This is a genomic window from Mucilaginibacter sp. CAU 1740 (genome assembly GCF_039839285.1).
Classification (GTDB): domain Bacteria; phylum Bacteroidota; class Bacteroidia; order Sphingobacteriales; family Sphingobacteriaceae; genus Mucilaginibacter.
Genome location: NZ_JBDOQS010000009.1, coordinates 320382 through 340549, shown reverse-complemented (window position 1 = coordinate 340549; position 20168 = coordinate 320382). Strand labels below are relative to the sequence as shown.

Below are 20168 nucleotides of genomic sequence, written 5' to 3'. Positions count from 1 at the left end.
ACTATAACTGGGAAAGGCCACATCAGGGGATTAATGGTAAAAAGCCCATTGATATGGCTACCCTAAACAACAAAAATAATCCCTAATTCTGTTACCGAATTATCTAACCTTTACAATTGCGAGGTACGAAGCAATCGCGAACTATACAGAGCGGACCGCCTGTGTGCGATTGCTTCGTACCTCGCAATGACGTGGTGGGGTAAAATGTTATACTTACACAACCAATTTCCCCTCAATCGAATCATCAATAGTTTTGCCGATGGCAGCACCGACGAGTTGTTTTACAAAGGCAACCGCGTTACCATGCTTGTTATCCCAATAATACCCTTCGGTAGGTTCAACCTTGATCACACTGATGCGCGGGTCATCAATACCCCCGGTAAACCACACCTTTAATGTTGGTTCCCATAGTTCTTTTATTTTCTCTTTATCCTCGGTAACGGTAGCTATACCATAAATATTCAGGAAATCGGAATATGCTGACCCTTGGAAGAGCAGGTGCACAAAAGGATTGCCTGATACTTCGAGGTTTTTATGGCTATCGTTAGCGCTCAGGAACCAGAAATTACCCTCATCGTCAATTTTCTGCGGCGACATAGGCCTTATCGATGCCGGAACACCGGTTTTGATATCGCTTACAAAAAAGCAGCTTTTGGCGCTTTCGGCTAATTGCTTGATCTTGGCTTTGGCTTCATCGCCGTTCAGATCTTTAATATTATCCTCGGGTTGTTGTTGATTAATGCTATCCATTATCTTTAGTTTTTATTGGTAAATGATATAAGGATAACCCCTCGGGATAGATATTGTGTTGTTTTATTTTAACTTTAAGGATAATTTTTATTTTATAATTGCAACTGCTTAGCAAACTCCGACGGCCTTGTTAAGGTAAGCTGGTAAAAGATATTACTGAACGCCGATAGGTTATTGTAGCCCAAAGTATAAGCTATTTCACTCATTGATTTATCGGTTTGCAGCATCATTTCAATCGCCTTGATCATGCGCAATAATTTAAAATACTGCAAAAACGAGATGTTCATGGTTTGCCGGAACAGGCGGGTTAAGGTCCGCTCGCTGAAGCCGGTTTCTTTACTTACTGAGGTGAGGGTGAGCGGGTCAAAAACATGGTTGCTAATGTATTTGATTACTGGTTGCATCCGCTCGTTTTCGGTAGTTGGTAAAGCTATCGGTAAAGCCTTTCGGCTTATTTCGGGCAGGACGTTTTTGATCCCTGCCAAAAAAGGAAACGCTTTATCGCCCGGTAAAACATCGCCTTCCCATTTAACGGTGTACGAAAGCATTTGCATCAGCAGGGTATTAATTGGATAGATGCCACCTTTGTTAAAAAAAGGGTGGTCGTCATCATCATCAGCATAAAAATACAGCGATATGATAACCACCGAGCGGTGCATCTCGATAAAATGCTTCACTTCCTTCGGGATCCATACGTAATGCCGGGCGGGAATGATGAGCGTTTTTTCAACCAAATGAATGTAGGCCACACCTCCCTCAATATAAATCAATTGCCCTTTATGGTGCGAATGTTGGGGCAGCCTGAACTCGTTTTTTTCGTGCATTACAAAAACAGATTCAGGTATGCGGTCTATCGCTTCAAAAAAATCTGGGGCATTGATCATAATTATGTTTGGCCGGAATGAATAAACTTTTGGCAAGTTACATAAAATTACTTCGCTGCAATAGCGCCAACTTTGCAGCATAAATTTTATGAAACCATATTTTAAATACGTCGCGCTTTCCCTGGCGTTTTCCCAAACCATCGCAACAGGGCACGCGGCGTTAAAGCAAACAGATAGTTTGCACAACATACCTTTAACCTTAAGGCAGGTTTGGGACAGGGCCGCAGCTTACAGCAAAGCGGTACAAATTAAGGAACTGCACCAGCAGGGCAGTATAGAACAAATTAAAGATGCTAAGGCCGAAAGATTGCCCGAGTTAAGCATAGAAGGCGAATATGCCCGCATAACCAATATGCCGGTGTATAATAATGGGATATTTCATTCGCCATCGCAATTTGAGGTGCTGCATAGCACCCACACTGTTGGAGCCGATGCCTACTTTAACCTGTACAACGGCAATAAAACCAACATCGAAATAGCCGAGCGCAAAACCGAAAACAATATCGCGGTCGAGCAAAAGAAGCTCACTGTTGCCGAAGTGAAACTACGTGCAGCGGCTTACTATTTGGATATGCAGCGCAGCATTATTTTTCGTGATCTGTTGCTGAAAGATATCGAAGCGCAGGAAAAACAACTGAAACAAATCAATACCCTCAAAGCAAACGGTGTTGTTTTAAAAAGCGATGTTTTACGTGCGGAGCTTAAACTATCCAAACAGAAACTCTCGCTTGTACAATTGAATAACGATCTGGCGATAGCCAATCAAAAACTCAATATCCTGATCGGTTTGCCTGATGAACAGCGGGTAGAACCCACCAAAAACAGCGAACAGGATTCAATCGCCCTAAAATCAAACAACGACTACCTGGCCGATGCGGGCGTTAATGCCTACCAGCTAAAAATATCCGAACAGGAAACCCTATTGCGGGAGTTACAATTGAAAAACGTGAGGGCAAATGTATCGCCCAAAATAGGACTGTTCGGGATGTATAAGTATAGCTATCCGCAGATTTTCCTGTATCCATACTCGCCATACCTGTATGGTATTGGAATGGGAGGCATAAAGGCTTCTTTTTCCATTTCCTCATTTTATCATAACAGTCATAAAGCTAAAGTGGCCAAGTTGGAATATGAGAGCCAGGAAATTGAGCATTCGCAATCGCAGGATAACGTTCGTCAACAGGTGAATGAGGCTTACAGGCGTTTTAACGAAGCCCTCAACCGGGTTGAGGTGAGCAAGGTAAATATTAAACAAGCTCTCGAAAACAGGCGTATTGTAAGCAACACCTACTTTAACCAAACCTCGCTCATTACCGATCTTTTAGATGCCGATACGCAGTTATTGCAAACGCGTTTCGATCTTGCTGCCGCCCAGATAGCCGCGCAGCTTCAGTACTATCAATTACAATACATTACGGGTAAACTTTAACATGAACAAGCAACATAATACCTATACCACCACAGATAAGCTGATCACTAAGATAACTACATGGATAGCCGGTGTTATAGCTATAGCCCTTTGTATATGGGGCATAATAACCATTTTTAACCTTTTTAAATACGAAGAAACTGACGATGCCCAGGTTGAAGAATATATCAACCCCATAACGGCCAGGGTAAGCGGTTTTATTAAAGAGATAAGGTACGATGAGAACCAGGACGTAAAAAAAGGCGATACGCTTTTAATAATCGATAACCAGGAGTACGCCCTGCAGCAACAGGAAGCCCAGGCAGGTATCCAGATTGGTAAAGATCAGGCAGCCGCCCTGCAAAGCAATGTAGCAACTGCCGATAAAATCGCTAAAGTAAGCAGCGCCCAGATCACTGCGACTAAAGCCAAACTGTTAAGGCAGCAACAGGAATTTGCCCGCTACCAAAAACTATTTGATGCCGAATCAGCAACTAAACAGCAGATGGAAAATGTACAGGCGGCATTAAACGTAGCCCAGTCAGATTATCAGGCCGCGTTGGATAATTACCAGGCCGCTTTATCAAAAGTGAATGATAATAAATCGCAGATCTCGCCTGTACTTTCCGAGATCAAACGCCGTGAGCTGATCCTGAAACGGAATAAGTTGGATGTATCGTACACGGTAATTACTGCCCCGTACGACGGTAAAATGGGCAAGCGCACCATACAGCCTGGTCAGCAGATCCAGCTTGGACAAACTTTGGCTTTTATAGTGGATAAGGAAACCGGCAAATGGGTGGTGGCCAACTTTAAAGAAACCCAGCTCCACAACATGCATATTGGCGAAACGGTAGCTATCACTATCGATGCTTATCCAGACGTGCCTATCAAAGGCAAAATATTATCATTATCGCCTGCTACCGGCTCCCGTTTTTCATTGCTTCCACCGGATAACGCTACCGGTAACTTTGTGAAAATAGCCCAACGTGTACCGGTAAAAATCAAAATTACTGATGATAGCCCCGTGGTAACCCAACTAAGTGCCGGTATGAATGCAAGTGTAAGTGTAAACAAAAATTCTGCAAGCAATGACTGAAATCATGCCCGTTTTTAAAACCTGGGTGCCCGAATGGCTCATTAGGGTCACCCTTTTTATTGTAGTGTTGCCGGGCCTTGTATTGTTTGCCTTATCGGTAAGCAATGGTAACGCCGCAGCCGGGTATTACGGAGTTAGTCCCAATGATGTACAGTACTCGCTTATTATTTTATATGGCGGGATGGCCAGTTTTGTTGTATTGGAAGGGAGATTTTTTAAATACATAGCCGGCAAGGAATATATGCTTACCAGTGTCATTTTATTAGTTACTACCTGTTGGATCTGCTATTTAACCCATTCGTTTTTGCTACTGTTGGCCATGCGGTACATACAGGGTTTACTTACCTGCGCAACCATCAGTATAACTCTTACACTGATGTTCAGTAAGCTACATACCGAACGCTCGCGCGAAATAGGATATTCTGTGGTGTATTGCGTTTTGCTTTGTGTAGTGCAGTTTACCACATTCATCACGGCCAACATCATCGATAATTTTGATTATAACATGATCTACAAATGCGCTGTCTACTCATACATCCCCGGCGCGGCGTTATTGTTTTTGATCATGAATAATGTAAGGCTTAACAAAACTTTACCTTTGTACCGCTTGGATTGGCCGAGTTTTATTATTTATTCTTTAGGATTGGGTTTTATTGGTTACGTGCTGGTATATGGGCAGCAATACAACTGGCTGGATGATAACAGGATCTTGTTTCGGTTAATAGCTATTGTAGTGCTTTTAGGGATCTTTATATTAAGGCAGATCAATCTGAAAAAGCCTTACATCTACTTGGATGCCTTCAAGCAGCCTAAGTTTGTTTTGGGCGTATTGCTGCTGTTTATTTTCTACATTATTCGCGGGGCGTTTGGTATCACTACATCATTTATGGGAGGGGTTTTAGGGTTTGATCCCATACATATGGGCTATTTGCTGCTGTATAATATCGCGGGAATTATTGCTGCGGTGATCATCGCGTCCCGTTTGGTACTGGCCAAAAAACCTACCCGGCTCATTTTTATCGGCGGATTTATTATCCTGCTGGTGTTTCACGTAATAATGACTTTCATTTTCACCACCCAGGCTACGGCTGTTGATCTGATCATGCCTCTGTTTTTGCAGGGGATGGGAGCGGGGATGTTGATGGTGCCTATTATCCTTTTTGTGGTATCTGCAGCCCCGGCCAAATTCGGTAACACAGGTTCGGCAGTTGGGATATTTACAAGGTTTTTAGGGTTTTGCTCAAGTATAGCGCTCATTAATTTCTGTCAGTTGCGGGGGCAGCAGGATCATTATAACCGTTTTCAGGAGCAGTTAACGCAACTTAACCCGATGGCGGTTCAGAAATTAGCAACATTCAAGCAGGGGTTGATGGGGCGAGGCGTAGCGCCTGATCAGGCTGTGAAAATAGCCAACGGTTTGTTAAGCAAAAGTGTTACCGCCCAGGCACAGCTCAAATTTTCCGTCGATTATTATCATTGGATCAGTTGGCTGATTGTGGGGACTATTTTGTTAATGGCTTTGTTTCCATCGGTTGGGCAAACTAAGATCAAGGTGAAGGAAAATGTGCCGGAAGCAGTGGCGTTTTGATAATTCGGTTGAGATAAAATGCAGTGGAATTAATAGCTTTTAGAGTAGGGGGCACCTACGGAGCCTAAAATATTGTTTGAATTTCATCTATAAACACGATACTCCTACGGAGTGTTGAAAAACTGTTATTTTAACTCCGTAGGAGTATCGTGTTTATAGAATGAACTATATCCTGAAGTTGGCTCCGTAGGTGCCTCGTATTCTGAAGTTAGTTTTCTAAAAAAGATTTCTATCCAAACACCACCATCCGCTCCGGATATTTAGAAGCATAAGTAGCAATGATATTCTTAATATAATCATTTCCAGGATAGGGTGTAAGATGACTTTTAAGCTGCTGCACATTATCCGCATAAAAATAATGCGAAACGTAACCCATACCATAAAACTGGCCTTTCTCTACCAAGATACAACTATGTTCATCACCGGTACGCCCTTCATCGCGGATGGCGTAAGTTGGTAAAGCTTGTTTAAGCTGATCGATGGCGTTGTTTACGCGTTTATTATAACTGTCGGCAGGCTCTACACCTTCGCAGGCACAAACACTTCCCAAGTTGCTTGCACATACATCATTATTTTTTTGTACAAAGCAAAGTTTAGGGCAAAGATCAAAAGCCTCAATCAGTTTATTCAATAAATTATAACCATCCAGCAACGAATTGCAGGTATATATAGGGTCGCTGTATTTGCGGTACTTATCAACAGCCAGGCGAATGTAGCCACGCTGATCTTCAAAAGCATATAAACAAAAGGCATTCTCAAACCGCTTTAGCGATCGGTTGTACTTTGGCCACAACCGTTTAATTTCGATAGCCTCCAACACAAATGCTATCAACTCCGTCCCACAAACCTGATGACTGATCTGGTAGATATTTTTCAAAAACTCTTGCCGCTGAAAGCCTGGGTTATTGCCCGTAAAATGGCTGCTCACACGTTTTTTAATGTTTTTGGCTTTACCTACGTAGATGACCTTGCCTTTCTGATCATGAAAGTAATATACGCCCGGTGTGTAGGGCAATTGATCGAGATCTTTTTTGGAAAGATTGGGTGGTAGTACCTGATCTTTTGAACCTTGTTTAAGCGATTGCTTAATGTGGTTCTCTGTATCGCTATTCAATAACAAGGTGAATAACTCGGCAGTAGCTTCTGCATCGCCCATGGCGCGGTGACGTGCCTGGTTATCAATACCCAGATGCTTACACAACCTGCCCAGACTGTACGAAGGCAATCCCGGCATTATTTTACGCCCCAATCTAACCGTGCACAGTTTATTACTTTGCAGATCGTACCCTGCCGCGGCCATGTGATATCGAACAAAAGAAAAATCGAAGTTTACATTGTGGGCAACAAAGATCTTCCCATGGATGAGGTGATAAATATCAGCCGCCACATCCTCAAAAAGAGGCGCGTCTTTAACCATCTCGTTGGTAATGCCGGTTAGAGCGCTGATGTAAATAGGGATGTCGCGTTGAGGATTCACCAAGGTTTCAAAGCGTTTCACTACTTTTTTACCATCGTGTATGCAAATGGCTATCTCAGTAATGCCATTCGCGCTGGCATGACCTCCGGTGGTTTCGATATCGACAATTGCATACATTATTTCAAATGTAATATAATTTTGCTAATTATTTTAGTTGGATTTTGAAAAAAGTCGGGGAGGTCTGAAAGTCAGTAATCAGAAAATTGGAAAACCCATAGATTTTTAAATAGAATTGTTTTGTTAAAGAAAACAAAGAAAAAGCCCCTGAAAACTAAATTCCCAGGGGCTTCAATATCTTTCGGACTTCCGACTTAAGACTTCTTATTCTTAGCCTGCACCTGTTGTTGCTGGCGCATCATTTCTTCCATTTTAGCGCTAAAGCCTGATTTTTTCTTTTTAGCGTCTTCAGGTTTCTTTTTGTTTTCCTGGATCTGGGCATGGATCTTTTTATCATCAACCATAAATTTGATCAGGTATTGCTGTAAAAAGGTGAACATGTTGGCCAGGAAGTAGTAATAGTTCAAACCTGATGGGTAGCTATTAAGTGTGAAAAGGAAAACGATAGGCGTAATGTAACCTATGTATTTCATTTGTCCGGTAGCACCCGAGATCTGGTTGTTGAAATATGTGTAGATGAGCGTTGAAATGGTCATCAATAAACACATCGCGCTGATGTGATCACCAATTAACGGAAGTGATGTTCCGAATTTGATAACCGAATCATAAGTTGAAAGGTCATGCATCCAAAGGAAACTTTCGCCCCTTAGCTCAAATAAGCTTGGGAAAAAGCGGAAGAACGCGATAACTATCGGCATTTGGATAACCAACGGTAAGCACCCGCCCAGTGGGTTTACTCCTGCTTTTTTGTAAAGCTTCAGATATTCCTGTTGTAATAGGGTAGGGTTATCTTCACCAACTTTGGCTTTGATCTCATCCATCTCCGGCTTCAATACACGCATTTTAGCCATTGATAGGTATGATTTGTAGGTAAGTGGTGATAATACCAGCTTCAACAATACCGTTAAAACAAGGATGATCAAGCCGTAGTTCCAGTTAAACTTGTTCAGGAAGTTAAATACCGGCAATACCGCAAAACGGTTGATGTATTTTAATGGTCCCCAACCCAGGTTAACCAGTTTATCAAGGTCATGACCTTGGTCTTTTAAAGTGTTAAAACGGTTAGGGCCAAAGTAAAACTCTAACGGGAAAGTTCCATCCGTACCGCGGGTAAGCGACAGGTCGGCTTTCATTTGTTTTACGTCGGTAGTATCATTTACATCTGTAGCAACTGATAAGTCAGTTTTAGCGATGCTGTTTTTAGCGATAAGCACGTTCGAGAAGAAGTGTTGCTTAAAGGCAACCCAGGCCATTTTTTTATCGCCAATGCTTTTCTGGTCGTCTTTGGTTTCGCTCAGGTAATCAACATCATTATCTGTATTATAGTAATACACTGTTGAATACTGGCGCTCCATTTTCATGTCCTTTTCCTGTTTGTGGAGGCTGGCTGCCCAGTTAAGGTTTAACGCGCCGCTGTTAGCAATTACCGCGTCTAAACCAACAGGTTTAATGGTTAGGCCCAGTTTAAAGCCTTCGCCTTTTAAGGTGTACACATAATCAATGTACTGGGTAGGGCTGTAGCTTAAACGCAGGGTAACTGAACCAGAATCTGCTTTGGCTACATTAAGCTCTTTTACACTTGGTGTAAAAAAGTAATTGTTGGTGTTGATGTTAGCTACACCGGCAGCGAATTTTAAACCAAATTGATTTTTATCGCCATCAAAAAGGATTAAAGGTTTTTTATCAAAGGTTTTGTAGTTTTTTAATTCAACCGATGCTACTTTACCACCTTGAGTGCTTAATTTAACAATTAGTTCCTCGTTTTGGATGGTAACAAACTCTTGCTTGCCAACTGATGCTGCGCCAAAAGGCAGTTTAAGCAGGTTTGAATCAACCTTAGCTGTTTTGCTGGTATCAAAGTTGGCAGTAGCATTTGCTTTATCAGCTTTGGCCAATCCTGCTTTTTTCAGTGAGTCCTGGTGCTGTACTTCGCGCTCTTTTTTCAGGTCGGCCTCCGATGGCTTTAAAAAGTATATCGAGCCGGCAATGATCGCCATGATCAGGAATAATCCTGTAAACGTATTTTTATCCATTATCTAATTATCGTACAATTACTTATTTTTTGCGGGCATAAGCCAGCGAAGCGGCGACAAAGTTAATAAAAAGTGGATGCGGATTAGCAACTGTTGATTTTAATTCGGGGTGAAATTGCGAACCAACAAAAAACGGGTGGTTTTTTAACTCCACAATCTCCACCAGGCCATTATCAGGGTTTATGCCAGATGGGGTAAGGCCAGCAGCCTCGTATTGTTTCAGATAGTCGTTGTTAAACTCGTAACGGTGGCGGTGACGCTCAGAAATACGGTTTTTTCCATAAATAGCGGCCGCTTTAGTACCCTTTTTAATATCGCAAGGATAGGCGCCCAAACGCATGGTGCCACCTTTGTGAGTGATGGTTTTCTGATCTTCCATCATACCGATAACCGGGTGAGGAGTTTCTGCATTCATTTCGGTACTGTTAGCGTTTTCAAGGCCTAAAACATTCCGGCCAAATTCAACCACAGCGCATTGCATACCTAAACAGATCCCGAAGAATGGGATATTATTTTCGCGCACATGGCGAATGGCCTGAATTTTACCTTCAAAACCACGCTCGCCGAAGCCAGGGGCAACCAATACGCCATGTACACCTTTTAGTTTTTCAACAGCATTTTCGGGTGTTAACTGCTCAGATGGGATGTATTCAACCCTTACTTTACACTCTTGTTTAGCACCTGCGTGAATAAATGCCTCGGTGATTGATTTGTAAGCATCCGGCAACTCTACATATTTACCAACTAAAGCGATGCGAACATCGGCAGTAGGGTTTTTAAGGCGACCAAGGAAATCCTTCCAGTTTTCCAGGTCTGGTTCTAATTTATGCGGAAGTTTTAGTTTGGTAAGTACAGTTTTGTCCAACTGTTCTTTCAGCATTAACAATGGCACATCATAAATACTTGGTGCATCTATCGATTCGATAACCGCGTTGATATTTACGTTACAGAACAACGCGATCTTTTTGCGGATATCGTTAGTTAAATGGTGCTCGGTACGGCAAACCAAAATATCCGGTTGGATACCATACTCCAACAACATTTTAACCGAGTGCTGGGTTGGTTTGGTTTTCAATTCGCCTGCTGCTGCAAGGAAAGGAACCAGAGTAAGGTGGATCACCAATGAGTTACCTGAGCCAATTTCCCAACGGAACTGCCTTACAGCCTCAATATATGGTAACGACTCGATATCGCCTACAGTACCACCCAACTCGGTGATCACGATATCATACTCGCCGTTTTCGCCTAAAATGCGGAAGTTTCTTTTTATCTCGTCGGTAATGTGGGGCACTACCTGTACAGTTTTGCCTAAAAACGCGCCTTCACGCTCTTTATTGATCACATTTTGATAAATACGACCGGTAGTTATGTTGTTGGCTTTTGAAGTAGGGGTGTTCAGGAAACGCTCGTAGTGGCCAAGGTCAAGATCGGTTTCGGCACCATCTTCGGTAACGTAGCATTCACCATGCTCGTAAGGGTTCAATGTTCCCGGATCGATATTGATATAGGGATCAAATTTTTGGATGGTTACACGATAACCGCGCGCCTGAAGTAGTTTGGCTAATGAAGCAGAGATAATACCTTTTCCTAACGATGAGGTAACACCGCCCGTAACAAAAATATATTTAGTCATGATTTTTTTGAAAATGACCGGGCTTTTATGCCGCGACCAATTGTTTCTGTACGGGATACAAAAGTACGAAAATTTTTAGGGCTTTGCTATATCTGTTTTTAAAAAAGAGAACGGTTAAGTTTGTGTTGAATGTAATTTTTTGATTGTAAAGGTGTTGTGATGATGGACGGACTTAGGGCGCGTTTTCCACTATGTTGAGTTAGATGTTAAAGATTCTATTGGTTATTTCGAGATAGCAGCTTTCCGAAATCTATTGACTCCAGTGGGTAAGCAGAAATGTGAGATAACTGCACAGGTCGCCAGTTGAAATAAGCCCTATTTATTAAAAGCATTAATTTGTGTTAATTTTAGAGATCAAAATCAATATCTATGCCCGAAAACTCATTTCCCAAATATGTGTCAAACAGAAAAACTGGCGATAATGGGGTATCGTTTGTGAAATCAATAGTAGAAACTGATTTTGATTGGCTCTTTAGACCAGTTCATTTAGAAGATGATTTCGGGCTTGATGGTTATTTTGATGTTTTAGTTGGAGAAAGCGTAACCGGCAAATTTCTTGGAGTCCAGATCAAAACAGGAGATAGCTATTTTGCTTCTGCGACCTCAACGGGATGGACATTTACAGGGGAAAATAAACACTTGAATTACTACCTTAATGCCGGATTTCCGGTACTAATCATTATTGTAAATTTATCTGACCGGAAAGCTTATTGGACTCGATTTGATATTAACAATATTGATAGAACAAAAAATGGTTGGTCCATTAATATACCAAAGGCGAACTTACTCGATAAAGGTTTTAAACAGAAATTTATAGAGTATGCTGGTGGCGTAGTTGATTATATGGATCAGATCGAATATCAATGGGAAATAAATAAAAAATTAAGGGAAAGTGGATTAATCTATTTAGAAGTTAACAAAAGTGAGATTTTAAATAAAGACGTTAGTGGCTTTGTTAAATTATTGGATCGTTTGACAATAAACGACAGAATGATTGAAAAAACCAGAGGTAAGATATCATTTGCTATTGACGGTTACAACCATGACCCTCGAGAGGTTTATGAAATTCCTGCTATAAAGGAATGGGTTCGTGTTGTTTTGCCTGCTTTTAAATACTGGGGATATTTTTTAAACATGGAGGAGTTTATCGAAAATGTGGCGGGGTTGCGTGTATTACATCTTTGTTATGCAAACGCTCACTCCGTGACATTCGATAGAAAGACAAACATTAAGCAAGTTTCCACTGATACAGCCCTAACTTTGGAATTTCTGGAGAAAATTTTCGATTGGTTGAATGAGTTTTCAGAAACTTATAAAATCAGTGAGGATATAAACAAAGAGCAAAGTGATTTAATAGTTGGAATTCTGACCGGTAAAAAATAAAACCTATACCCTTTCCCGCTGTCTGCTATACAAATCAATTTTACGGTGCAGCTCATTAGGATTAAACGGTTTGCTCACATAATCGTTCATCCCTACAGTAAAAGCCATATCCTGTATATCCAACATAGCCGAAGCTGTTAGCGCGATAATAGGCAACGTTTTATATTGTTCGCCGGGAAGTTCACGGATGGCGCGGGTGGTTTGGTAGCCGTCCATTTCGGGCATCTGGAGGTCCATCAATACCATATCGTAATCGCGGGTTTTTACAAGGGTTAGGGCAATCTCGCCGTTTTCGGCTACGTCGCACTCTACATCCCATTGTTTCATAAACTGCTTGGCCAGTATTACGTTGATCTGGTTATCTTCTGCAATGAGCAGGCGGGTGCCTTTTAGGCTTTTTAGCGCGTAAAATTCTTCGTTATCCGCATGCCTGTTCAGTTTTTTATGGCTGGTTTTAAAAGTGAGGCCGAATTTAAATACTGAACCCTTGCCATATTCGCTTTCAACGGTGATATCGCTACCTAACAATTGCAACAAGCGTTTGGTGATGGTTAAGCCTAAGCCGCTGCCGCCATATTTGCGGGTGGTATCCGAACTGGCCTGGGTAAAGCTTTCAAAAATGCTTTCCTGTTTATCGGGAGTGATCCCTATTCCGGTATCGGCTACTTCAAAATCGATAGTTGCTTCACCTTTTTTACTTTCGGCAAGGGTAGCGGTTACGGTTACTTTGCCTTGATGGGTAAATTTAACAGCATTACTCATTAGGTTGGTAAGGATCTGGCCTACACGTACCGGGTCACCAATGATGGCATGGGGCAGGTCCTGGTCCATCATTAGTTTTATCTGGATGTTTTTTTCGTTGGCTTTTTGAAGCAGTGCAAGGCGGATGTTTTTGATTAGATCTGTGAGACTGAAATCTACGTTCTCAAATTCAACCCTGCCGGCTTCTATCTTACTAAAGTCCAAAATATCGTTGATCAGCACTAGCAGGTTCTCGGCCGAAAACTTGAGGAAGTTCAAAAACTCCATTTGGTCGGGCCGTGGTTCCTGGTGGATGAGCAGGTGCGTGAAACCGATTACCGCGTTCATCGGTGTGCGGATCTCGTGGCTCATCACGCTCAAAAACTGCGATTTGGCCATAGCCGCTTTTTCGGCAACATCTTTTGATTGGATCAGCTCAATTTCAAGCTGTTTGGCTTTGGTGATCTGCTCCTGTAAAAAACTGATGATATGGATCAGGTCATCGTCCGAATCGGAGATACTTAATTCTGTATCCGGACTAAGTGCCTTGATGGCTTCTTTTAGTTGCGATATCGAGCGCTGTTTGATCTCATTTTGTTGCCTTAGGTTATCGGTTACGCTTACATACTCGCGTTCGCTTACATTAAAGGCATGATCGGCCAGCTTTATGGATTTATCAAGGTTTTTAAAACTGTTGTTTATGGCACCTAAAAACTGCAAAATAGCGTCATCCTCCAGGTATTGCGCCGGAAGCATCTTTTTTATTTGCTTATCTAACAGGTAATGGTAATCCATAAATTATATTTCGGTAAAGGTTGTGATAGTCATGGTTTGGTTGTGCAGCTCGCAGTTGGATCCTTTGTTTAGAGGGGACAACTCTCCATACGAATAAAAGCCCGCCATGGATGTTTGATCGCCAAAAATACTTTTCGCGGCAGCAAGCTCTTCGTCGGTGCGGTCGGCAAGTACCAGTTTTCGGCCAACGCAACTTACCAGTATGGCCAGATCGGCTTGTTTAGGATCGTTTATTGAATCGGTAGCGGCTGTAGATGAGGCATTGATCAGTTTTTCAAAATTTGCCTTCATCAGGCGCACCTTGCTTCCTTCGGGAAGGTTACCGGCAAAGGTCATCGATTTTTCATCCTCATTAACGCTCAGTATCGTGCGCACCAGTTTTTTGTCGCTGCCCTCAATACTTAACGAGAGGGGGAATAACAAGGCAGAACCAGGCAACTCGGCAGCATACTCTCCTAAATATTCCTTATACAGATCAAGGGCGCTTTTGCCATCAATCTCAAACAACACATTTTTAACTGATCTGGTGATTGTGCGCTGAGGCCCAAACTCTTCCCAACCGCCGCTCGAGCCGTGGTTAATGCGTAGTTCATCACCATAAAAACCAATCGCTATTACATTGCCCTGTGATGGTACCGCGTTTAAGCTGGTGAAAGTACTGTTAAACCTTGCGGCATCGCCTGCCAGGCCACCTGTTACCGGCACTTTGTCCGGATTATCGCGATTAAAACCGTCAACCAGTTCGCTGCCGTTTATAAATGTTCCATCCGAGATGATGAATACGCATTTTAGCCCCCTTTTTTCCAGCTGCGACATCAGGAAGGCCCCGGTTTCGGCACTGTTGGCCTGTTCATTTACATGGGTTGAAGTACAGGTTATGGATGATTTTTCAAGTTCGATGGCGGTAACCACTATCGAATCATCATACACATCACTGCCAATGATCTCGCCCGAAGTTGACGAAAAAACAATATCTGCCGCCGGGTAAGCATTCCTTAAATAGTCATAAATAACAGGATCGCTTATAAGTTCAGGCGCCCCGAAAGCGAGCACTAAACGGCATTTGCCGGCATCAAATCCCGGCTCAGAAAAATAGCTTACCCAACCTTCATTTTTAAAATGGTGCTGCCGTATTCTCATAACAATCAGGTTAATAGCAAGGGGCGTGCTATGTATGAAGTTAATAAATTAAAAAGCAATAATTAGTTAAACACCTAAAGTATCAAACGTTTTGTTGTTTGTGTAAATAAACTTAATTATTAATAGTAGAGCGATGTTTCAATAGTTTAACCCGCTGTTAACCATGTTCTGCAAGCCTAAATATTTATTGGTTTACGAGAGAAAAGGGAAGATAGTTGCAACAGAAATGTTGAACTTTTGCTGCGTTGATAGTGTTGTTTTACAGGCTGACAAGGCAGGAGATTTCAGCTTGTGATTTGTGGTTTTTATTGTACCAAAATATCACAGTCATGTTGAACTTGTTTCAACCTCCCATCCGCTGAGCAACCATGCTATGCAAAGCGGGATACTTGTCCTGTGGGATGCCGATCCGCTAACCAGCGGACGGCACGACGATAGGTAGGAGTGTCAAATATCAAACTTCAACTTATCCAAATCCTCCGGCACATCCACTGCATGCGTTTCCAGTTCAGTTTCTGCAACTTTTATGCGGTAGCCATTATCTATCCAACGCAATTGTTCCAGGCTTTCCGCCTTTTCAAGCGGAGATACTGGCAATTGGGTAACCTCCTGCAATACATCGGCACGATAACCGTAAATGCCTATATGTTTAAAAAAAGGATAAAACTCAAGCCAGTTTTCAGGTTCCTGTCCGCGGATGTGGGGCAGGGTGGAGCGTGAAAAGTAAACAGCCTCGGATAGTTTATTGATCACCACCTTTGGCGAGTTGGTGTTATGCAACTCCTGCTCGGTAAGGATACGTTTTACCAGTGTGGCCAGTTGCGTATCAGCATCATTAAAGCAGGCTGTTAGTTTTGTGATTTGTTCGGGATCGATAAAGGGTTCATCGCCCTGTATGTTGATGATCACATCGTATTCCGGGTGCAGGCGGGCAACTTCGGCACAACGGTCGGTACCGCTTTGGTGGTTTTCGCCGGTCATTACCGCTACGCCGCCAAAACCGGTAACATGGTTAAAAATTCGATCATCGTCGGTAGCAACAATAACCTCACTTAGGCTTTGACATTTTTTTGCCTGCTCGTATACACGCTGGATCATTGTTTTGCCGCCGATATCAACCAGTGGTTTGCCTGGAAAACGTGACGACGCGTAGCGGGCTGGAATGATGCCTAAAATTTTCATCAGCAAAAATTAAAACAACCCGTTAATTTCCCGCTCAATGAGGTTAACAATAGTACCCATATCCTCGGTGTTGTTGGCAAAATCAAGGTTATCTTTATCAAGTACTAACAACTTACCCAATTTGTAGCTATTGATCCACTTATCGTATTTCTCATTCAGTTTTGAAAGATAATCCAAGCGGATCCCTATCTCATACTCACGACCACGGCGTTGAATATTGCTAACCAGGGTAGGTACCGAAGCTTTAAGGTAAACCAATAGATCGGGTGGTTTAATAAACTCGGTTATGTTCTGAAAAATAGATTCGTAGTTTTCGTAATCGCGGGTGGTCATGAGGCCCATATCGTGCAGGTTTTCTGCAAATATGTAGGCATCCTCATAAATGGTACGATCCTGAATAATATTACGGCCACTTTTCTGAATATCGATGATCTGTCGGTAGCGGCTATTTAAAAAGTAGATCTGCAGGTTAAAGCTCCAGCGTTTCATGTCGCTGTAAAAATCCTCTAAATAAGGGTTGTTATCTACAGCTTCATATAATGGTTCCCAACCGTAGTTGCGGGCCAGCATTTCGGTAAGGGTGGTTTTTCCGGCGCCAATATTTCCTACAATAGCTAAGTGCATGCGTTATTATTAAGTTTTGTGTGAACCTGAATTTTTCGAATTTACAGAATTGCTTCAATTTTCGTTAGGCTATCCAACTAATATTTGTCTTTTTATTATCAAAAATAAAGCCCTGAAAAGGGCTCTATCTAATATTCTGAAAATTTCTTAATTCCGGTTCTGAAATTAAAATTTTTTGAAACCGATGATCTCTCTTACTTCTCTTATAGTTCTCGAAGCGCTTTCGCGGGCTTTATCAGCACCCATTTCTGCAACTTTACGCAGGTAATCAGCATCGCCTGCAATGGCATTGATCCTATCGCGGATAGGGGCGGTGGCCAGGATCATATCTTCGGCAAGTTGTTTTTTGAAGTCGCCGTAGCGAATAGCCATTTTATTATATAAACCGTCGAAATGGCCTACGGTATCCGGTGTAGATACCACCTTCATTAAATCGAACAGGTTTTGGATCTCCTGTGGTTTTTCCTGGTTTTCAACAGTCGGGCCGCCATCGGTTACAGCGCGCATTACTTTTTTGCGGATCACTTCCGGAGCATCGCCTAAAAATATAGCGTTTCCTTCACCTTCAGATTTGCCCATTTTTCCTTTACCATCCAGGCCCGGGATTTTCACCAAACTCTCGCCAAAGCTAAACGCGTAAGGCTCGGGGAAATAATCGTTGTTATATAAACGGTTAAAGCGGTTACCAAAGGTGCGGGCCATCTCCAGGTGTTGCTCCTGATCTTTACCTACAGGCACTTTAACGGCTTTATGGATGATGATATCGGCAGCCATTAATACCGGGTAGGTAAGCAGGCCTGCGTTCACGTTTTCGGGATTGGCGCGTACTTTATCTTTAAATGATGTGGCGCGTTCCAGCTCGCCCAAATAAGCGTTCATGTTTAAGTACAGGTACAGTTCGGTTACCTCGGGCACGTCTGATTGTACGTAGATGGTAGCTTTTTCCGGGTCGATACCGGCGGCCAAATATTCTATCAGCACCTGTTTAACGTTGCCATGCAAATCGGCAGGTGTGGGGTGGGTAGTTAACGAGTGGAGGTCGGCAATAAAGAAAAAGCAGTTGTATTCATGCTGCATTTTTATAAAGTTTTGCAACGCCCCGTAGTAATTTCCTAAGTGCAGGTTTCCGGTCGATCGGATGCCACTAACAACAGTCTCCATAGTGTGGCGAAAGTAAGGAATTTTTCTATTTTTGGTGACGATGAAAATGATATTGAAAAAAGTGCACATCTATTTATATGTGGTGAGCGTAGCGCTGGGCTACTTTATTTTATGGCCTTTTTTTTATTTTTTCTCCCGGAAACCACAACGTTACCATACGTTAAACAAGCTCCGCGGGGTTTGGGGGAGAGTGAGTTCGGCCTTTGTGGGCATATTTTATAAGTTTGAATACGAGCAGTCTATTGACTGGAGCAAGCCTTATATCATTTGCCCCAATCATACATCTAATCTTGATATTTCGGCTATGTGCATAATGGTAAAAAATGATTGCTGTTTTATGGGGAAGCAAGAACTTGAGGATGGATTGGTCACCGGCTTGTTTTTTCGTACAGTTGATATCCCGGTAAATCGCGAAAGTAAAATGTCATCATTTAGAGCATTTAAAAAGGCGTCCGAAAAATTACAAGAAGGCATCTCATTGATTATATTCCCGGAAGGGGGGATTTCTGATAATTATCCACCACAGCTTGGACAGTTTAAAAACGGCCCTTTCAGGCTGGCTATCGAACTGAATGTTCCCATTATTCCGGTATCATCTGTAAATACCTGGAAAATACTTTGGGACACCGGTACCAAATACGGCAGCAGACCGGGTATCGCGAAGTTTAAAGTGCACAAGCCTATTGATACTTCAAATTTAACGGTAGATGATGCTGATACCCTGCGCGATGAGGTGTATGAAATTATAAGTGCCAATTTAAATGCCAAGGCAATCGTTTCAGCCCAGGCTTAGCCAATTATAACCCCGGATGGCAACACACCGCTAATTTGTAATATATTTGTACATAAACCACTTCAAAAAGCAGCCGGATGGATTCTGACAGCTGCATTTTGTACAATGAGGTTTATGATGTTAATAAAACCACCAGGCATGACCATTGATAAAGAAACCGTTGAAAAAGTAGCCCAACTGGCCCGTTTAGAACTTACCGAAGCCGAAAAAGAGGAAACCATGCAGGATATGAGCAAAATCCTTGATTTTATGGCCAAGCTTAACGAGGTTGATACTACCGGTGTTGAGCCGCTGGTATACATGACCACCGGTGCCAACGTACTGCGCGAAGATGTGGTTAAATACGAAATTACCCACGAAGAAGCTTTAGAGAACGCGCCAAAGCACGATGCCGATTACTTTTTGGTAGCGAAGGTTATTGAGAAATAAGTTCTAAGTATTAAGTCCGGAGTCGAAAGTCTTTAGTATTTATCGTTCAAAATGACTTTCGACTAAAAACTTCATACTTTCGACTTTCCAACTGTAACATTACCTACCCCTGTGCAGTCAAACCGAAAAATAATTCATGGAGCCAATAAATACTGCCAAGCCGTTAATAACAATTAAAGATATCGGGCGTAAATACGTGATAGGTGCCGAGGTGATCCACGCGCTTAAATCTGTTTCGCTATCTATTAACAAAGGCGAGTTTGTAGCGCTTATGGGGCCTTCCGGTTCAGGAAAATCAACCCTTATGAATATTTTAGGCTGTTTGGATACCCCAACCAAAGGCCAATACGTGCTTAACGGTATCGACGTAAGCCGCATGACCGATAGCCAGCTTGCCGAAGTGCGTAACTCCGAAATTGGTTTCGTATTCCAAACGTTTAACCTGTTGCCCCGCAATACCGCATTAGATAACGTAGCGTTACCGCTTGTATATTCGGGTGTGAATAAGGAAAAGCGAATGGAACGGGCTTCTAATGCGCTTAAAAATGTAGGCCTCGGTAACCGCATGGATCACAAACCGAACGAACTTTCGGGCGGACAAAGGCAGCGTGTGGCTGTAGCCAGGGCCTTGATCAATGATCCATCTATTATTTTGGCCGATGAGCCTACGGGTAACCTCGATACCAAAACATCTATCGAGATCATGGGCCTTATTGAAGATATCCATGCCAAGGGCAATACCATTATCCTGGTAACGCACGAGGAGGACATTGCCATGCACGCGCATCGTATAGTGCGTATGCGCGATGGTTTGATCGAGAAGGATTATTTGAACACCAATATCCAAACGGTGGATAGGAGGGTTGTAGATGAGGCACCGGGCTCGTTAGAAGAAAAATAATTGGTTGTTTAATTTTATTCCCGGTGGATA

At 42.5% G+C, this 20168-nt stretch carries 17 protein-coding genes; 7 read left to right on the top strand and 10 right to left on the bottom strand.

The window, feature by feature from the left end; genetic code table 11:
* Positions 1-213: 213 nt before the first annotated feature.
* Positions 214-750, bottom strand: a complete 537-nt coding sequence (locus AAFN85_RS20490) for a pyridoxamine 5'-phosphate oxidase family protein (RefSeq protein ID WP_347529472.1) — start codon at positions 748-750, stop codon at positions 214-216.
* Between the two features lie 92 nt (positions 751-842).
* The gene (locus AAFN85_RS20485; protein ID WP_347529471.1) at positions 843-1634 is read right to left on the bottom strand and encodes an AraC family transcriptional regulator; all 792 of its coding nucleotides are present in this window, start codon (positions 1632-1634) and stop codon (positions 843-845) included.
* 88 nt (positions 1635-1722) lie between these two features.
* Between AAFN85_RS20485 and AAFN85_RS20480 the strand changes: the two genes are divergently transcribed.
* The 3 genes from AAFN85_RS20480 to AAFN85_RS20470 are packed head-to-tail and all read left to right on the top strand — an operon-like array spanning position 1723 to position 5729.
* Positions 1723-3063 carry a TolC family protein gene (locus AAFN85_RS20480; RefSeq protein ID WP_347529470.1) on the top strand — a complete coding sequence of 447 codons (1341 nt, stop codon included), beginning with the start codon at positions 1723-1725 and terminating at the stop codon, positions 3061-3063.
* A gap of 1 nt (position 3064) precedes the next feature.
* Entirely contained in the window at positions 3065-4141 is a 1077-nt protein-coding gene (locus AAFN85_RS20475; protein ID WP_347529469.1) for an HlyD family secretion protein, read from the top strand.
* Complete coding sequence (locus AAFN85_RS20470) at positions 4134-5729, top strand: MFS transporter (protein ID WP_347529468.1); 1596 nt, start codon at positions 4134-4136, stop codon at positions 5727-5729. The genes AAFN85_RS20475 and AAFN85_RS20470 overlap by 8 nt, the downstream gene beginning before the upstream one ends.
* Before the next feature lie 229 nt (positions 5730-5958).
* On the opposite strand, the gene AAFN85_RS20465 is transcribed toward AAFN85_RS20470, so the two are convergent.
* From AAFN85_RS20465 to AAFN85_RS20455, 3 genes are all read right to left on the bottom strand, one after another.
* The gene (locus tag AAFN85_RS20465) at positions 5959-7323 is read right to left on the bottom strand and encodes an exonuclease domain-containing protein (RefSeq protein ID WP_347529467.1); all 1365 of its coding nucleotides are present in this window, start codon (positions 7321-7323) and stop codon (positions 5959-5961) included.
* A gap of 194 nt (positions 7324-7517) precedes the next feature.
* Positions 7518-9356, bottom strand: a complete 1839-nt coding sequence (yidC, locus tag AAFN85_RS20460; protein ID WP_347529466.1) for a membrane protein insertase YidC — start codon at positions 9354-9356, stop codon at positions 7518-7520.
* A 22-nt stretch (positions 9357-9378) separates the two neighbouring features.
* The gene (locus AAFN85_RS20455) at positions 9379-10989 is read right to left on the bottom strand and encodes a CTP synthase (protein WP_347529465.1); all 1611 of its coding nucleotides are present in this window, start codon (positions 10987-10989) and stop codon (positions 9379-9381) included.
* Between the two features lie 369 nt (positions 10990-11358).
* Between AAFN85_RS20455 and AAFN85_RS20450 the strand changes: the two genes are divergently transcribed.
* Positions 11359-12372, top strand: a complete 1014-nt coding sequence (locus tag AAFN85_RS20450; RefSeq protein ID WP_347529464.1) for a DUF4365 and DUF1817 domain-containing protein — start codon at positions 11359-11361, stop codon at positions 12370-12372.
* Positions 12373-12375: 3 nt separating this feature from the next.
* Here the strand turns inward: AAFN85_RS20450 and AAFN85_RS20445 are convergent, their stop codons facing one another.
* The 5 genes from AAFN85_RS20445 to trpS all read right to left on the bottom strand — a co-directional run bounded on the left by AAFN85_RS20445 (position 12376) and on the right by trpS (position 18015).
* The gene (locus tag AAFN85_RS20445) at positions 12376-13908 is read right to left on the bottom strand and encodes an ATP-binding protein (RefSeq protein ID WP_347529463.1); all 1533 of its coding nucleotides are present in this window, start codon (positions 13906-13908) and stop codon (positions 12376-12378) included.
* Positions 13909-13911: 3 nt separating this feature from the next.
* Complete coding sequence (locus AAFN85_RS20440) at positions 13912-15048, bottom strand: FIST N-terminal domain-containing protein (RefSeq protein ID WP_347529462.1); 1137 nt, start codon at positions 15046-15048, stop codon at positions 13912-13914.
* Between the two features lie 447 nt (positions 15049-15495).
* Positions 15496-16230 carry a 3-deoxy-manno-octulosonate cytidylyltransferase gene (gene kdsB / locus AAFN85_RS20435; protein WP_347529461.1) on the bottom strand — a complete coding sequence of 245 codons (735 nt, stop codon included), beginning with the start codon at positions 16228-16230 and terminating at the stop codon, positions 15496-15498.
* Positions 16231-16239: 9 nt separating this feature from the next.
* A complete protein-coding gene (locus AAFN85_RS20430) occupies positions 16240-16854 on the bottom strand; it encodes a deoxynucleoside kinase (RefSeq protein ID WP_347529460.1) in 615 nt (204 codons plus the stop codon).
* A gap of 165 nt (positions 16855-17019) precedes the next feature.
* Positions 17020-18015 (bottom strand): tryptophan--tRNA ligase, encoded by a 996-nt coding sequence (gene trpS / locus AAFN85_RS20425; protein WP_347529459.1) that lies wholly within the window; start codon positions 18013-18015, stop codon positions 17020-17022.
* A 40-nt stretch (positions 18016-18055) separates the two neighbouring features.
* Here trpS and AAFN85_RS20420 point away from each other — a divergent pair, with 40 nt between their 5' ends.
* The 3 genes from AAFN85_RS20420 to AAFN85_RS20410 all read left to right on the top strand — a co-directional run bounded on the left by AAFN85_RS20420 (position 18056) and on the right by AAFN85_RS20410 (position 20138).
* Complete coding sequence (locus tag AAFN85_RS20420; protein WP_347529458.1) at positions 18056-18808, top strand: lysophospholipid acyltransferase family protein; 753 nt, start codon at positions 18056-18058, stop codon at positions 18806-18808.
* A gap of 114 nt (positions 18809-18922) precedes the next feature.
* Positions 18923-19237, top strand: coding sequence for an Asp-tRNA(Asn)/Glu-tRNA(Gln) amidotransferase subunit GatC (gene gatC / locus AAFN85_RS20415; RefSeq protein WP_347529457.1), 315 nt, complete (start codon positions 18923-18925; stop codon positions 19235-19237).
* Positions 19238-19373: 136 nt separating this feature from the next.
* Positions 19374-20138: an ABC transporter ATP-binding protein gene (locus AAFN85_RS20410; protein ID WP_347529456.1), complete on the top strand. Its 765-nt coding sequence runs from the start codon at positions 19374-19376 to the stop codon at positions 20136-20138.
* Positions 20139-20168: the final 30 nt, after the last annotated feature.

Bases quoted from the DNA above. Each gene is read 5' to 3' on its own strand.
- AAFN85_RS20490 (WP_347529472.1), bottom strand. From the start codon at position 750: ATGGATAGCATTAATCAACAACAACCCGAGGATAATATTAAAGATCTG.
- AAFN85_RS20485 (WP_347529471.1), bottom strand. From the start codon at position 1,634: ATGATCAATGCCCCAGATTTTTTTGAAGCGATAGACCGCATACCTGAA.
- AAFN85_RS20480 (WP_347529470.1), top strand. From the start codon at position 1,723: ATGAAACCATATTTTAAATACGTCGCGCTTTCCCTGGCGTTTTCCCAA.
- AAFN85_RS20475 (WP_347529469.1), top strand. From the start codon at position 3,065: ATGAACAAGCAACATAATACCTATACCACCACAGATAAGCTGATCACT.
- AAFN85_RS20470 (WP_347529468.1), top strand. From the start codon at position 4,134: ATGACTGAAATCATGCCCGTTTTTAAAACCTGGGTGCCCGAATGGCTC.
- AAFN85_RS20465 (WP_347529467.1), bottom strand. From the start codon at position 7,323: ATGTATGCAATTGTCGATATCGAAACCACCGGAGGTCATGCCAGCGCG.
- yidC (WP_347529466.1), bottom strand. From the start codon at position 9,356: ATGGATAAAAATACGTTTACAGGATTATTCCTGATCATGGCGATCATT.
- AAFN85_RS20455 (WP_347529465.1), bottom strand. From the start codon at position 10,989: ATGACTAAATATATTTTTGTTACGGGCGGTGTTACCTCATCGTTAGGA.
- AAFN85_RS20450 (WP_347529464.1), top strand. From the start codon at position 11,359: ATGCCCGAAAACTCATTTCCCAAATATGTGTCAAACAGAAAAACTGGC.
- AAFN85_RS20445 (WP_347529463.1), bottom strand. From the start codon at position 13,908: ATGGATTACCATTACCTGTTAGATAAGCAAATAAAAAAGATGCTTCCG.
- AAFN85_RS20440 (WP_347529462.1), bottom strand. From the start codon at position 15,048: ATGAGAATACGGCAGCACCATTTTAAAAATGAAGGTTGGGTAAGCTAT.
- kdsB (WP_347529461.1), bottom strand. From the start codon at position 16,230: ATGAAAATTTTAGGCATCATTCCAGCCCGCTACGCGTCGTCACGTTTT.
- AAFN85_RS20430 (WP_347529460.1), bottom strand. From the start codon at position 16,854: ATGCACTTAGCTATTGTAGGAAATATTGGCGCCGGAAAAACCACCCTT.
- trpS (WP_347529459.1), bottom strand. From the start codon at position 18,015: ATGGAGACTGTTGTTAGTGGCATCCGATCGACCGGAAACCTGCACTTA.
- AAFN85_RS20420 (WP_347529458.1), top strand. From the start codon at position 18,056: ATGAAAATGATATTGAAAAAAGTGCACATCTATTTATATGTGGTGAGC.
- gatC (WP_347529457.1), top strand. From the start codon at position 18,923: ATGATGTTAATAAAACCACCAGGCATGACCATTGATAAAGAAACCGTT.
- AAFN85_RS20410 (WP_347529456.1), top strand. From the start codon at position 19,374: ATGGAGCCAATAAATACTGCCAAGCCGTTAATAACAATTAAAGATATC.